Raw genomic sequence first — 14,520 nt, forward strand, 5'->3', positions numbered from 1 at the left:
AGTAAGAGAACGCGGATGGCCAGTCTAAACAACAAGCCCGGCCATGACGGAGTGTATCTAATTCGCCGGCGGGCTCGGCCAGGGCTTCTGCGGCCCGCGCAGGCTCTCGAAAGCCTTGGCCATGCCAAGCACGCCGATATCGTCGAAGCGGCGGCCGACGATCTGCACGCCGATGGGAAAACCCTTGGCGTCGAAGCCGCCGTTGATGGAGATCGCCGGATTCTCCGACATATTCCATGGCACGGTATAGGCAATGTGTTCGAACGGCTTCATGGGATCGTTGGTCGGCGAGGCCCACTCCGCCGGATAATTCACGTTCGGCGCGGTCGGCGAGATCACATAGTCGAGCTCGCAGAACAGCTTTGATGCCGCAGCGCGGATTGCCATGGTCTGGTTGAAGCCCCTGATGACGTCGACGCCCGAGAGCTTCGCGCCGGACTCGCCCCACTTGAAAATGTAGGGCAGCACCTTTGCCTGTTCGGCGGGCGTCAGCTTGGACAGATCGTCCCACATCCGTGCGCGCCAGAAGCTGTCGAGCCCGTCGAGCATCTCGCGCGTGAGGATGCCGTCGACCTCGGTGACGACGGCGCCTGCGGATTCGAACGCTTTCGCCGCCTTTACCGCGACCTCGCGCCCCGGTTTCTCCAGCGCCAGGCCAACGCCGGGATCGAGCATCAATCCGATGCGCAGTTTGCGCGGGGATTTCTCCGGCCCTTTCCAGTTGAGGGGCTCCGCTGGAAGGCTCATGCCGTCGCGCCGGTCGGGTTTTGCGATCACGCTCATCATCAGCGCGCAATCGTCAACGGTGCGGGTCATGGGGCCGGCGACGCGGCCGACATAGGTGGGATCGATCGGCACGCGGCCAAAGCTCGGCTTCAATCCGACGAGGCCGCACCAGCCCGCGGGCAGGCGGACCGAGCCGCCGATATCGGTGCCGAGATGCAGCGGACCATAGCCAGCCGCCGCAGCGGCGCCCGCGCCGGCGCTGGAGCCGCCGGGGTTCTTGGAGAGGTCCCAGGGATTGCGGGCGAGCGCGTGGAAGGAGGACAGCCCCGAGGACAGCATACCGTAATCGGGCATGGTGGTCTTGGCAAAGATGATCGCGCCGGCTTCGCGCAGGCGCGCGGCGGGCGGTGCGTCCTTCTCGGCCGGCACGAGCTTGACGCTGGCCGCGCCCAGCGGCACCGGCACGCCTTTGGTCGCGATGTTGTCCTTCACCGTCACCGGCACGCCGTCGAGCGCTCCGGACGGCTCGCCCCCGGACCAGCGCGCGGTCGAGGCCTTCGCGGTCTCGCGCGCGCCGTCGGGATCGAATGCATAAAGCGCCTTGAGGTGCGGCTCCCACGCGGCGACGTGCGCGAGCACGTCTTCCAGCACCTCGCTCGGCGAGAACTGCTTGGCGCGATAGCCCGCGATCAGATCGACCGCAGAGAGATCGTGCAGCGAGGTGACTTCCTCTTCGACACCCTTTTTATGCATGGGCACCCACCGGCATCCGGGTCTCGATGATCCGGGCGAACATGCTGGCACCGATCGGCAGGATCTTGTCGTCGAGCACGAAGCCGGGATTGTGCACGGGCACCGAGCCGTCGTGGCCGACCCAGAAATAGGCGCCGGGAATGGTTTGAAGCATGTCGGCGAAATCCTCGCTGCCCATCTTCGGCTGGGCGCGGGTGATCACGTTGGCGGGGTCGACGATGGTGCGCGCGACCTCCTCGACCACCTTGGACTGCTCGACCTGGTTGACCAGCACATCGAAGGTGTCGCGGATGTCGACGTCGATCACGCACTGATAGGCGCTCGCAATGCCGGCGCAGATCGTGCGAATGCGTTCGCTGATCAGGATGCGGACTTCTTTCGAGAAAGTGCGGATGGTGCCGCAAAGATGCGCTTCGCCGGGGATGACGTTGTACGCCGAACCGGCGTGAATCTGCGTGATCGAGACGACGGCGGCCTGCAGCGGCTCGACGTTGCGGCTGACGATGGTCTGGATCGCCTGCGCCAGCGTGGTCGCGATGATCACCGCGTCCTTGGAGCGTTCGGGCATCGCACCGTGCGCGCCGTAGCCAGTGATGCGGAGGTCGAAGAAGTCGGCGCTGGCCATCGCGGGGCCGGGCAGGATCGCGATCTCGCCGTGGTTGAGGTCGGGCGCGTTGTGCAGGCCGTAGAGTTCGTCGCAGGGAAATTTCTCGAACAGCCCGTCCTTGATCATCGCGCGGGCGCCGCCGAGACCTTCCTCGGCCGGCTGGAAGATCAGGTGCACGGTGCCGTCGAAGTTCCTGGTTTCGGCGAGGTAGCGCGCGGTGCCGAGCAGCATGGTGGTGTGGCCGTCATGGCCACAGCCGTGGAAGCGGCCGGGGATTTTCGAGCTCCATTTCAGATTGGTGTTCTCCTCCATCGGCAGCGCGTCCATGTCGGCGCGAAGCCCGATACGCTTGCCGCTCGAACCCTTGCCCTTGATGACTCCGATCACGCCGGTGCCGCCGAGACCGCGATGCACCTCGATGCCCCAGCTCTTCAGCTTGTCCGCGACGATTCCGGAGGTGCGCACTTCCTCGAAGCCGATTTCCGGATGGGCGTGAAGGTCGCGCCTGATAGCAGTGAGTTCGTCGGCATAGCCGTCGATGCGGTCGATCGTGGGCATGTGTTCTGTCCAGTTAGCGTGAGGAGGGAGTGAAAATCGGGCCGTTCGGCTTGATGCGGATGCCCGGCCGCAGGCGCGTCCATGGCAGCGTGGCTGTGTCCGCGGGCATCGCGCCGGGGGCGGCGCAGATCATCAGCTTTTCTGCGATCGGCTCGAAATCGGCGCGGAAGTGCACCGAGCTCTTGTTGACCAAAATCTTCTCTTCGGTCGGCTCGATGCCGACATAGCGGTACATTGCCTGATCGGCGAGCTGCGCCTTATGCGAGGATACGACGACCCGGACATCGCCGATGCGAAGGCAGGCCGACGGGCCCATCTCCATCTCGCGGCCGCCGTAGTAGGGACCGGGCGCGATGAAGCGGCCGTCCGAAAGTTTTTCGACGACGAAGGTCGCACGATAGGGCTCGTCGCCGGGAATGCCGGACTTGCCGCCGAGCGACAGCGTCACGGTGGCACCGGCGCCGGCTGCATGCGCGGCCTTGGCCGATTCCGGATCGTAGATCGCGCCGGTCGCCGCGCTGGCCTTGTTGCGGACCAGCGCGCGTAGCATGCCGGTGGTGTCGGAATCGCCGCCGGCGCCGGGATTGTCCTGGGTGTCGGCGATGATGATCGGCTTGCTGGCGCCCTTCGAGAGTTCCATCGCGTGGCGTACGCCGTCATCAGGTGACCAGATCTTGCCGTCGAAATCGTCCTCGTGGCTTTCGATCAGCTTCACGATCGCATCCGCCGCGCGGTCGGCATCGGCTTGCGTCTTGCCATAGGCGAACACGCTCGGCCCGCAATCGCGGAAATCGGCGGCGGGGAAGCCGGGGGCAAAGGACAGCGTCGGAACCGCGTCGCTCTCCAGCGCGGCAAGCTTTTCGTAGATGCGTTTGGTCGGCTGGTCGTTGGTGCACTGCCAGCTGATCGGAATCAGAAACGGCAATTGCCGGAAGGCCTTTGCGAAACGCCGCTGTGTCTTCAGAAGCAATGCGAGATGTTGCGCGCAGGCGCGGCCGGTCTCGGCCATGTCGACATGGGGATAGGTGCGGTAGGCGATCAGCGCGTCCGCATGCTCAATCATTTCGGGGGTGACGTTGGCGTGGAGATCGAGGCTGGTGACCAGCGGAATGTCCTTGCCGATGACGCGGCGCACGCGCGCGAGAATCTCGCCTTCGCCGTCGTCGAGATGTTCCGTGACCATCGCGCCGTGCAGATCGAGATAGACGGCGTCGATCGGGCCGGCGGCTGCAATGCCATCGACCATGACCTTCACGATGCGCTCGAAGGCGTCCTTGGTGACATGCGCCGAAGGGCTCGCGCCGCAGGCAATCGTTGGAATGAGTTCCCAGCCGTGGGCCTCGGCGCTGTCGACGAAACCGGCGAGGCCGACATTGATGCGGCGCATCACCTTCAGCACGTCGGGACCTTGCGTCATCGCCGGCCAGCCGCCGCCGTGCTGGAAGTCCGCGAACGTCGCCTTCGTCGGAGCGAAGGTGTTGGTCTCGTGCAGGAAGCCGCCGACGGCGATACGTGTCATCAACTCAAGTCCAGCAATTGAAAGTGCGCGACGTTAGCCCTGTGCTTGCGGCGAGAGCAAGCCGGGAAGCAATCGCGCCGCGCATGGCGTCAAGCCGTTTTGGGAATGCTTGTCGCAACCACCGTCATTGCGAGCGAAGCGAAGCAATCCAGAATCCCTCCGCGGGGACAGTCTGGATTGCTTCGCTGCGCTCGCAATGACGAGGCGAGAGACTAGGCGCTGGCCGCCGCGCCCTCGGCCACCGGCCGGAAGTTCGCAAAATCCCAGCCGCGGCCTGGCGCTGCCTCGAGCAAGGCTCTGGTGTACGCCTCCTTCGGATGCGTCAGCACTTCGGCGGCCGGACCCTGCTCGACGACGCGGCCGTGTTGCATCACCATGACCTCGTCGCAGATCTGTGCTGCGACGCGTAGATCGTGAGTGATGAACAGGATGGCGATGCCGAGCCGCTGCTGGATCTCGTCGAACAGTTCCAGCACCTGCGCCTGCACGGAGACGTCGAGGGCGGAGACCGCCTCGTCCGCGACCAGCACGTCGGGATCGAGTGCGAGCGCGCGGGCGATCGCAATGCGCTGACGCTGGCCGCCGGAGAACTGGTGCGGATAGCGCGCGACCGCATCGGCGGGCAGGCCGACCAGCTCGAGCAATTCGCGCGCACGCTTCGTTGCGTCGGCATGCGACACGCCGTAATTGATCGGGCCTTCCGCGATGCTTTCGCCGACGGTGACGCGCGGGTTGAGCGAGCGGTAGGGGTCCTGGAATACGATCTGGATCTTCTTCCGATGCGGCTGCAACAGCCGCCGCGAAATGTCCGAGATCTCGCGGCCGGAGAGGCGCACGCCGCCCGAAGTCGGGTCGATCAGGCGGACGATGCAGCGCGCCACGGTCGATTTGCCTGAGCCGCTCTCGCCGACGATGCCGAGCGTGCGGCCCTTGCGCAGCGTCAGCGTGACCTTGTCGGCAGCGACGACTTCGCGGCCTTTACCGAAGAACGCGCGCTCGCGGTAGACCTTCCCAAGCTCGTTGGCTTCCAGCACCACCGGTTCCTTGGTCTCAAGCCGTGCCGCGCGCGGCACCAGGCTCGGCACTGCGGAAAGCAGGTTGCGGGTGTACTCCATGGTCGGATTGCGCAGGATGGAATCCAGCGTTCCGGTCTCCACCAGTCGGCCCTGCCGCATCACGGCGACGCGGTCGGCGATCTCGGCGACCACGCCCATGTCGTGGGTGATGAACAGCACTGCGGTTCCGTGATCGCGCTGGAGGTCGCGGATCAGGGTCAAGATCTGCTTCTGCGTGGTGACGTCGAGCGCGGTGGTCGGTTCGTCCGCAATGAGCAGCTTCGGTTCGAGCACGAGCGCCATCGCGATCATGATGCGCTGGCGCTGACCGCCGGAGAGTCGGTGAGGGTAGGAGGCAAAGATACGCTCGACCTGGGGCAGACGCACCTGCTCCATCATGTCGAGGATGCGCTTCTTGCGCGCCTTCGCGTCGAGTTTGGTGTGCGCGCGCAGGACTTCGTCGATCTGGCGGCCGACCGGCATCACCGGATTGAGTGCCGTCATGGGCTCCTGGAAGATCATCGCCATCCGGGTCGCGCGGAGCTGCCGCAGGCGGCGGTCGGTCGCGGTGAGAATCTCCTCACCGACCAGCTTGACGCTGCCGCCGGTGGGAACCAGCGTGCCCTTCGGCAGCAGACCCATGGTGGTCAGCGAGGTCACCGACTTGCCCGAGCCGCTTTCGCCGACAAGGCACAGCGTCTCGCGCTCGTGCACCTGGATCGAGATGCCGTCGAGGATGTTTGCAGCATTCGGCTTCTTGCCGACGGACACGATGAGGTTGTTGATGTCGAGGATGGGGCTGGTCATCGCTTGATCGGTCATCATTTGCCTTCCCGCTGCTTCATCCGCGGATCGAGTGCATCGCGGGCGGCGTCGCCGATCAAATTGATGCTGAGGATGGCGATCGAGAGCAGCAGGCCCGGCCAGAAGATCAGCGTCGGCTTGAGCTGGAAGTACTGACGGCCCTCGGCCATGATGTTGCCCCAGGTCGGCGTTTCCGGCGAGATGCCGGCGCCGAGGAAGGAGAGGATGGCCTCAGTAAGGATCGCGGACGCGCAGACATAACTGCCCTGCACGATCAGAGGTGCGATCGTGTTCGGCATCAAATGCCGCCACATGATCTTTGGCAGGGATGTGCCGACCGAGATCGCCGCTTCAACATAGGGCTCTTCGCGCGCCGATAGCACGACCGAACGCACCAGGCGTGCCACGCGCGGAACTTCGGGGATCGTAATCGCGATCAGCACCGTCCAGAGGCTGGCGCCGGACAGCGACACCACGGCGATTGCCAGCAGGATGCTGGGCATTGCCATCAGGCCGTCCATGATCCGCATCATGACGGAATCGACCAGCTTGAAGAAGCCGGAGACGAGGCCGATCGCCAACCCAATGACGATCGACATGATCGCCGAGCCGATGCCGATCAGAAGCGAAATGCGTCCGCCATACATCACGCGCGATAGCAGGTCGCGGCCATAGGCATCGGTGCCGAGCAGGAATTGCGCCGAAGAGGGCTTCAGCCGCTGCGAGGGCGCAAGCTGGATCGGATCATACGGCGCGATCAACGGTGCCAGGATCGAGATCAGCACAACCAACACCAGGCAGATGGTCGCCGCCGCGATGATCGGCGTCGAGGTCAGGAATCCGAGGCGCGGTCGCATCGGCGACGTGATCGGGATGGAGGACTGGGGAAGGGTATCGACCGACATTTTTGTTGTTATCCTTAGCCCTAGTACCGGATCCGGGGATCGAGCAGCGTGTAGGCGACGTCGATCAGGAGATTGACGACGACATAGATCAGCGACGTCAGCAGGATCATCGCCTGGATCACCGGATAGTCGCGCGCCAGCACCGCATCCACTGTGAGGCGGCCGATGCCGGGGATGTTGAACACGCTCTCGGTGACGACGACCCCGGAGATCAAAAGCGCAAAGCCGGTACCGATCACCGTGATCACGGGCACGGCCGCGTTGCGCAGCGCGTGCCGCATCATCACGGCGACCTCGTTGATGCCTTTTGCGCGCGCGGTGCGGACGTAGTCCTCGCCGAGCACGTCGAGCATCGCCGCGCGCGTCATGCGCGCGATCAAAGCGATATAGATGAAGGACAGCGCACAGGTCGGCAGGATGATGCGCTCGAAGAACGGCCCAAACCCGTTCGAGATGCTGCGGAAGCCCTGCACCGGCACCCAGCGCAGGTCGATCGCGAAGACCTCGATCAGGATGTAGCCGACCACGAACACCGGCACCGAGAAGCCGAGCACGGACAGGCCCATCACGAAGCGGTCGATCCAGGTGCCGTGCTTCCAGGCCGCGATCACGCCCAGAGGAACAGCGACGATGACGGCGAGGATGATGGTCGACAGCGCGATCGAGATCGACGGCTCGACCCGCTGGCCGATCATCTTCATCACCGGAAGGTTGGAGATGAGTGACGTTCCGAGATCGCCATGCAGCAGCTTGTTCAGCCAGGTGATGAACTGCACGATCAGCGGCTCGTTGAGGCCGAGCGAGGTGCGGATGCGCTCGAGCCGCTCCGGCGTGGCGTTGTCGCCGGCCAGAATCGCGGCGGGATCGCCCGGAGTGAGGCGGAGCAGGAGGAAGACGAACAGCGCCACCACGCCCATCACGGGCACGGCGGCGAGAATTCGGCGAAGGAGATATCCGAGCAAGTTGGATCCCGTCAGATGAGAGTCAAATCAGAGACAGCGGCTGGAGCCTGGGGTTCTGCCACCAGCCTAACATTTCAGCAATTCCCATGCCATCCGGGCCACCGTTTTTGCAGTGCGGTCAACTTGTTTCGGTGATCTGGCCCGTTTTGGCGATGTGGCTCGCGCCGTTACTCCAGAGTCGCGAGCAGCCCCGCCATCAGCCGGCCGCGTTCGACCAGACTTTCAACCTCGATATACTCTTCGAGCGTGTGGCCGTTGCCGCCACGCACGCCCAGGCCGTCGAGAGTCGGGATGCCCATTGCGCCCGTGAAATTGCCGTCGGAGCCGCCGCCGGCGCTCGCATGCGGCAGTTCTGCGCCAAGCGACTTGGCGATCCCGCGCGCCCTTTCATACAGCGCTATGGTGCCGGCATCAGGCTCCCAAACCGGACGTGTCACGCCGCGCGTCACCTTGAAGGTGACATCATTGGTTGTACCGGAGAGCGCCAGCATCCTCTCGACGCCGCGATCGAGGTCAGCCTGGCGCTTGGCCATCGAAAGCGCTTCGCCGGTGGCGGTCGTGGCAACGCAATTGACCCATTGACCCCCGTGCACGACGCCGACTGAAAACGTGCAGTCTTCGCCCGTCATCGCATCGATGGTGAGGATTTGCCGCGCCATCTCGCGAATCGCCGAGCGGCCTGCCGACAAGGTCGCGCCGGCGTGGCTGGGTCGGCCGGTCGCCTCGAGATTGAAGCGCGCGATGGCGTAACGTCCGGTGGTGACGCCGTTGTCGGCGCGGCCGGGCTCCGGCACCAGCACGTATTTGTTGCGCGCGGCTTCCGCCTCGATGATATCGCGCGTGGAGGGTGTGCCGACTTCCTCGTCGGGCGTGAACAGCACGGTGATCGGCAGTGGCGTCGTGAACGAGGCGCGGGCCAGTTGTCGGATGGCTTCCAGCGAAAGATAATTGCCGCCCTTCATGTCGTAGATGCCGGGGCCATAGCACTTGTTGCCCTCGCGGCGCCATTTCAGCTTCTCGATGGTGCCTGTGGGGTGGACCGTATCCATGTGTCCGGCGATCAGGATGCCCGGTTCGCCCTGCTTCGGATGCGGAAAGCGGGCGCGGATCACGCCGCCAAAGCCCTGGCGACCGGCGATGCGCTCGATCGTCGCACCCATGATCGCCATCTCCCGCGCTGCGATATCGAGCATGCGGTTCACGGCGCTCGCGTCCCAGGTCGGGCTTTCGCATTCCACCCAGCCGCGCAGACCCTGGAGCATCGCTTCGGAATCGAAGGGAAGATTGGCTGGATTCATCTCAATGTCTCTCCAATGTCTCTTGGGCTTTGGAACATGGAACGCGCATTGCATCGGCGCGGGGCAGGACAGGCGGAGAGTGTTGTAGAGCCAAACCGATCCTTGTGGAGCCCGTGTGCGCGCCGCTTGGGCTTGCGGCGAAACCGGATTGACGCGCTCGGCACCGTCTGCAAGTCTCGAAAAGATAAAGGCATTGCATGAGGTTCGTTCGCCTAAAGAACGAACCGGATGCTCAATCAATAACCTGCCTTTGAACAGTTTCACGTCAGGAGAACTTTTTATGTTTAAGTTGATGCGCCGGGGGCCTCGCGCGTTCGCCTCCAAACTTGCGCTGTCGCTCGTCGCGCTTTCGACCGCACTGGCCTCGCCGGTGCTTGCGGCCGGCAAGACCATCACGGCGGTAATGCATTCGGATCTGCGCATCATCGATCCGATCTTCACCACGGCCTACATCACGCGCGACCATGGCTACATGATCTACGACACGCTCGTGGCGCCCGATTCGAACTTCAAGATCCAGCCGCAGATGGCGGACTGGAAGATCTCCGACGACAAGCTCACCTACACCTTCACGCTGCGCGACGGCCTGAAGTGGCATGACGGTGCGCCGGTGACGGCGGAGGACTGCGTCGCCTCGCTCAAGCGCTGGGCCGCAGTCGATGGCATGGGCCAGAAACTGCTCGACTTCACCGCCAGCATCGAGGCGACCGATGCCAAGACCATCACGCTGAAGCTGAAGGAGCCCTACGGCCTCGTGCTCGACTCGATCGGCAAGCCGTCCTCCCGCGTTGCCTTCATGATGCCGAAGCGCCTGGCCGAGACGCCGCCGGACAAGCAAATCCCCGAGCAGATCGGTTCGGGTCCTTTCAAGTTCGTGCAGTCGGAATTCCAGCCGGGCGTGAAGGCGGTCTATGTCAAGAACACCGATTACGTGCCGCGCAAGGAGCCGTCGAGCTGGACCTCCGGCGGCAAGGTGGTGAAGGTCGACCGCGTCGAGTGGATCACCATGCCGGACTCGCAGACCGCGGTGAACGCGTTGCAGTCGGGCGACATCGACTTCGTGGAAAATCTGCCTTACGACATGCTCCCGTTACTGGAAGCGAACAAGGACATCACGATCGAGGTCTCGAACAAGTTCGGTTTCCAGACGCTCGGCCGGATGAACTTCCTTTATCCGCCGTTCGATAATGTCAAAGTGCGCCGTGCTGCCTTTCTGGCGATAAACCAGAAGGACGTTCTCGACGCGCTCGTCGGCAACGCCAAATATCAGAAGGTCTGTGGCGCCTTCTTCGTGTGCGATACGCCGTTCGCGACGGAGGCCGGTGCCGAGACCCTGGTGAAGGGCAACGGCATGGCCGAAGCCAAGAAGGCGCTCGCCGAGTCCGGCTATGACGGCACCCCGATCGTGATCATGGCCCCCGGCGATGTCACGACGCTGAAGGCGCAGCCGATCGTTGCGGCTCAGTTGCTGCGCGAGGCCGGCTTCAAGGTCGACCTGCAAGCGACCGATTGGCAGACGGTGGTGAGCCGCCGCGCCAGTCAGAAGCCTCCGAAAGAGGGCGGCTGGAACATGTTCTTCACCAACTGGGTCGCGGCCGACGTCTCCAACCCGATCGCCAATCTCTCGATCGGCGGCCAGGGCAAGAAGGGCTGGTTCGGTTGGGCCGAGAACGCCAAGATCGAAAAGCTCAAGGACGACTTCGTTCGCGCCGCCTCGCTCGACGATCAGAAGAAGATCGCCGCTGACATCCAGAAGGAAGCCTATGAGCAGGTGATCTACATCCCGCTGGGGCAGTATCTCCTGCCGAGCGGCTGGCGCAAATCGCTGACCGGCGTGCTCGACGGTCCCGCGACCCCGCTGTTCTGGAACGTCGACAAGTCGGAGTAGGGCAAAGGCCCTTCCTTTCGTCCGGATCATCATGCGGCGCCGCTGTCATCAGCGGCGCCGCTCTTTTGCCAGTCTCGGTCCTTTGTTGACCTTACGCCGGCTGAGAAAGCGGATGCTTTCAACGTTCCCAGTCTGCGGTCATTGCTATTTGTTTCGATCCAGAACTAGATGTGTCGTGCTCGCGCATCATCTTCCTTCCTCCATTTGATTCCAGTGCCGATCGATTTTGCATTCCAGGCGATGGCCGAACGGTCCGATCGCGCGCCGGCACGATGGCGCCGGCCATTCCGGCGTTGGCTCGATGGCGTCGAGACGGGCTGGGCCGTGCCGCTTCTCGTCGCCTGCTTCGTCGGGATCTGGACGCTCTATCTGGCAGTCGCCTATGCCGGCAGCGGTCTGCACCCCGATACGCTGGAGGCCTGGACGCTGGGGCGGCATTTCGCGTGGGGCTATCCCAAGCATCCGCCATTGACCGGCTGGGTTGCCGCGACCTGGAGCGCCATTTTTCCGCTCACCGACTGGTCGCTGCAATTGATGGCGATGGCCAACGCCGGGCTCGCGCTGGTCTTCGTCGATCGGATCGCGCGGCAATTCGTGAGGGGGCACAAGCGCGTCCTGGTGCTGTTGATCCTGATGCTGACGCCGGCCTATCAATTCCATGCCCAGCGCTTCAACGCCAATGCGGTGCTGCTGGCGGTCTGGCCGCTGGCGACCTGGTGCTTCCTGCGCGCATTCGAGACCCGAGCGGCGTCATGGGCGGTTGCCGTGGGATGCACGACGGCACTGGCCATGGTCGGCAAATATTATTCGATCTTCCTTGTCGCGAGCTTCACGTTTGCCGCGCTGGCGCATCCGGCGCGACGCGCCTATTTCACTTCCGCCTCGCCCTGGATTTCGGTCGTCGTCGGGCTTGCGGCGCTGTCACCGCATCTTCATTGGCTCGCGACCACGGGGGCATCGACCTTCACCTACGCGCTGAACCATGCCAACGGCACTGCGGCGAGTTCTGCTGCTGATGTCAGGAACTTCCTTTTGGGCCTGTTGGCGGCCACGAGTGTGTCAGCCGTCAGCTGGGTATTGATCGCCGGCACGCGGCTGAAGCAGTTTCCGGACGATTTCGCGGCGATGAATCCGGGCCTGCGGCTCCTCTTTTACGTTGCCGTCGGCACGATTGCGCTGCCGGTCCTGATCTCGCTAGTGATGGGCACCGATCTGCCGTCGCTATGGGCTTTGCAAGCGTTGTTTCTGTTCGCCATTCTCGTGGTCTGCGGCGCAAATTATTCAATCGAGCGCTTTTACACCGTCAACCTCACCGTGGTCGTGGCCGGTGTCGCGCTCACGGCCGTCCTCGTCGCCGCGCCGACCCACGCGGTCTATCGCAACGATCACGGTTACGAGGAGGGGCGCAATTTCTACGCGCAGGCGGCGAGCCGATTGACACGCGACTGGCGCGAACTGACGGACGAGCCGCTCGCCGCCGTCAGCGGCGACGATTCACTGGCCTTCGCGACAGCCTTCTACAGCCCGGACCACCCGCACCACGTGCGGCCGTTCGAGGATCAATATCCCGGGGGCTTGCCGCACAAGACGACGCTGGAGCGCGGCTGGGCCGCGCTCTGTTTTCGCGATCAGGATGACTGCAGCCGGTGGATGGACTCGGTGGCCGGGCGCGCCGGGCATTTCATCAGGCGGGAACTTATCATACAGGCGCAGCTATGGGGCCGGCCCGGTCTCACGCGGGAAGTGGTTGTGCTGATGGTGCCGCCCCGTGGAAGCGGCGCGGCACCTGAAGGCATTGCGGACGATTTCAGCGCCAGCAGGCGCGCAACGGAATAGGCGTCTTGCTCAGCAGTGGCTGTCGCGGACCCGCTCGAGCCCTTCACTCGCGAATGGCACGGTGACGGCGGTCTTTTCGACGCTCGACGGCGTGCGTTCCGTCTCCGCCCGTTCCGCGGCGTCGTGGTCTTTACGGTGTTTCGGTTCCATTGAAGCGCCCTTTCAAATTGTTGCAGTACAACATCGAGAGCGCCACGGAGTTCCTCAGCCGATGGCGCGATGATGCGGCCTGAACAACCGTCCTCTCTCCACCACCAGCACGATCGCGAGCGCGGCGAGGGACGACACGAAGAAGCCGACCGAGAACGGCAGCAACGTGCCGTCGAAGCTTTGTCCGATGGCCATGCCGACGGCGATGCCGATCAGCGTGGTGATCGAGCCGTAGAGCGAGGACGCCGTGCCGGCGATGTGGCCCTGCGGCTCCATGGCGAGTGCAGTGAAGTTGGCGACCATCATGCCGAACGAGAACATCATCAGCGCCGAGAGCACCATGAACAGGGGAAGCGGCAACGCGGCGAGGCTTTCCGTCAGCAGCATCACTCCCGCCACCGCGGTGTAGAGCGTCAGCGCGCCGTGCGAGATCACGCGCATGCCGAGGGTCCCGACGAATCGCGCATTGAGAAAGCCGGCAATGGCGGTGCCGGCCGCGATCCCGGCGAAGGCGAGCGGAAAATAATGGCCGAGGTGATAGATGCCGACAAAAACTTGCTGAGCCAAAAATACGTAGGCGAACAGCGCGCCCATGACGCTACCGGCGGCGAGCGCATAGCCGAGGGTTTGGCGATGGGTCACGGTCTGCCAGTAGGCCGTGAGCACGTCGGCCGGCGCAAGCGACCTGCGTTCGCTCTCAGGCAGGGTCTCCGGAAGCCGCAGCACGGACCATGCAAGCGCGAGCAGCCCGTAGAGCATCAGCACGACGAAGATGCCGCGCCATTGCGTCACCAGCAGCACCGCCTGTCCGAACGAAGGGGCGATCACGGGGACGGCGATGAAGATCATCATCGCAAGCGACATCACGCTCGCCATGCGGCGGCCGACGTAACAGTCGCGCACGATCGAGGTCGCGATCACGCGAGTCGCCGAGGTACCGAAACCCTGCAGTGCGCGTGCCAGCAGCAGCGTCTCGAACGACGGCGCCGCAATCGCCAGCACGCTTGCCACCGCATAGACCGCCATCCCGCCGAGCAGCACCGGGCGGCGGCCAAAGCGATCCGACAGCGGGCCCATGACGAACTGCCCCGCGCCAAAGCCGATCAGGAAGGTCGACAGCACCAGCTGAAGATGGTTGGCGACGGGGATATTGAAGGCCGACCCGATATTGGGCAGTGCCGGGAGCATCATGTCCATCGCAAGCGGATTCAGCGCCATGATCGACGCGATCACGATGACGAATTCGGGGAAACCCATGGGACGGTGTCCCGAGGACACCCAGTCGTCGGCATTGACGTCGGACAAGAAGCTCACCTCTGATTTGAGGCCCTTATCTATCTTCAATGCTGCGTTGCACAAGCAACGTTTCGGGATGGCTGGCAGGCGGTGCAGGAGCAGACAGGAATTGATGAGGTATCAGCGCTCGCGGCCGCCGCGCGCGGCGGGATCCTCCGCGCAG

The 14,520-nt window shown here is 64.0% G+C and carries 10 protein-coding genes; 2 read left to right on the forward strand and 8 right to left on the reverse strand.

The genetic code is table 11. The features are described from left to right. Positions 1-57: 57 nt before the first annotated feature. From ACIPUD_RS18835 to ACIPUD_RS18865, 7 genes are all read right to left on the reverse strand, one after another. Positions 58-1,479, reverse strand: coding sequence for an amidase (locus ACIPUD_RS18835; protein WP_204511611.1), 1,422 nt, complete (start codon positions 1,477-1,479; stop codon positions 58-60). Continuing rightward, positions 1,472-2,644 carry a M20 aminoacylase family protein gene (locus tag ACIPUD_RS18840; RefSeq protein WP_085351102.1) on the reverse strand — a complete coding sequence of 391 codons (1,173 nt, stop codon included), beginning with the start codon at positions 2,642-2,644 and terminating at the stop codon, positions 1,472-1,474. Before ACIPUD_RS18840 ends, ACIPUD_RS18835 begins: the two co-directional genes overlap by 8 nt. Before the next feature lie 13 nt (positions 2,645-2,657). After that, positions 2,658-4,163: a M81 family metallopeptidase gene (locus ACIPUD_RS18845; protein ID WP_247299781.1), complete on the reverse strand. Its 1,506-nt coding sequence runs from the start codon at positions 4,161-4,163 to the stop codon at positions 2,658-2,660. Positions 4,164-4,375: 212 nt separating this feature from the next. Continuing rightward, entirely contained in the window at positions 4,376-6,025 is a 1,650-nt protein-coding gene (locus tag ACIPUD_RS18850) for an ABC transporter ATP-binding protein (RefSeq protein ID WP_247368071.1), read from the reverse strand. A gap of 14 nt (positions 6,026-6,039) precedes the next feature. Next, on the reverse strand, positions 6,040-6,927 hold the full coding sequence (locus tag ACIPUD_RS18855) for an ABC transporter permease (RefSeq protein WP_247367942.1): 888 nt from the start codon (positions 6,925-6,927) through the stop codon (positions 6,040-6,042). 20 nt (positions 6,928-6,947) lie between these two features. Next, positions 6,948-7,889, reverse strand: a complete 942-nt coding sequence (locus ACIPUD_RS18860; protein ID WP_007602533.1) for an ABC transporter permease — start codon at positions 7,887-7,889, stop codon at positions 6,948-6,950. 167 nt (positions 7,890-8,056) lie between these two features. After that, positions 8,057-9,187 (reverse strand): M20/M25/M40 family metallo-hydrolase, encoded by a 1,131-nt coding sequence (locus ACIPUD_RS18865; protein ID WP_247367944.1) that lies wholly within the window; start codon positions 9,185-9,187, stop codon positions 8,057-8,059. A gap of 280 nt (positions 9,188-9,467) precedes the next feature. On the opposite strand from ACIPUD_RS18865, the gene ACIPUD_RS18870 reads away from it, so the two are divergent. Then, positions 9,468-11,075, forward strand: a complete 1,608-nt coding sequence (locus ACIPUD_RS18870; protein ID WP_247777320.1) for an ABC transporter substrate-binding protein — start codon at positions 9,468-9,470, stop codon at positions 11,073-11,075. A gap of 240 nt (positions 11,076-11,315) precedes the next feature. Beyond that, positions 11,316-12,911 carry a glycosyltransferase family 39 protein gene (locus tag ACIPUD_RS18875; RefSeq protein WP_446481308.1) on the forward strand — a complete coding sequence of 532 codons (1,596 nt, stop codon included), beginning with the start codon at positions 11,316-11,318 and terminating at the stop codon, positions 12,909-12,911. Between the two features lie 204 nt (positions 12,912-13,115). Here ACIPUD_RS18875 and ACIPUD_RS18880 read toward each other — a convergent pair whose 3' ends face one another. Next, positions 13,116-14,366, reverse strand: coding sequence for a multidrug effflux MFS transporter (locus tag ACIPUD_RS18880; protein WP_026232922.1), 1,251 nt, complete (start codon positions 14,364-14,366; stop codon positions 13,116-13,118). Between the last annotated feature and the right edge of the window lie 154 nt (positions 14,367-14,520).

It is taken from the genome of Bradyrhizobium sp. CAR08 (assembly GCF_052871955.1).

What these genes read in the sequence shown, in the direction of transcription:
- ACIPUD_RS18875 (WP_446481308.1), top strand. Translation starts at nt 11,316, where the DNA reads ATGGCCGAACGGTCCGATCGCGCGCCGGCACGATGGCGCCGGCCATTC.
- ACIPUD_RS18850 (WP_247368071.1), bottom strand. Translation starts at nt 6,025, where the DNA reads ATGACCAGCCCCATCCTCGACATCAACAACCTCATCGTGTCCGTCGGC.
- ACIPUD_RS18855 (WP_247367942.1), bottom strand. Translation starts at nt 6,927, where the DNA reads ATGTCGGTCGATACCCTTCCCCAGTCCTCCATCCCGATCACGTCGCCG.
- ACIPUD_RS18835 (WP_204511611.1), bottom strand. Translation starts at nt 1,479, where the DNA reads ATGCATAAAAAGGGTGTCGAAGAGGAAGTCACCTCGCTGCACGATCTC.
- ACIPUD_RS18870 (WP_247777320.1), top strand. Translation starts at nt 9,468, where the DNA reads ATGTTTAAGTTGATGCGCCGGGGGCCTCGCGCGTTCGCCTCCAAACTT.
- ACIPUD_RS18865 (WP_247367944.1), bottom strand. Translation starts at nt 9,187, where the DNA reads ATGAATCCAGCCAATCTTCCCTTCGATTCCGAAGCGATGCTCCAGGGT.
- ACIPUD_RS18845 (WP_247299781.1), bottom strand. Translation starts at nt 4,163, where the DNA reads ATGACACGTATCGCCGTCGGCGGCTTCCTGCACGAGACCAACACCTTC.
- ACIPUD_RS18840 (WP_085351102.1), bottom strand. Translation starts at nt 2,644, where the DNA reads ATGCCCACGATCGACCGCATCGACGGCTATGCCGACGAACTCACTGCT.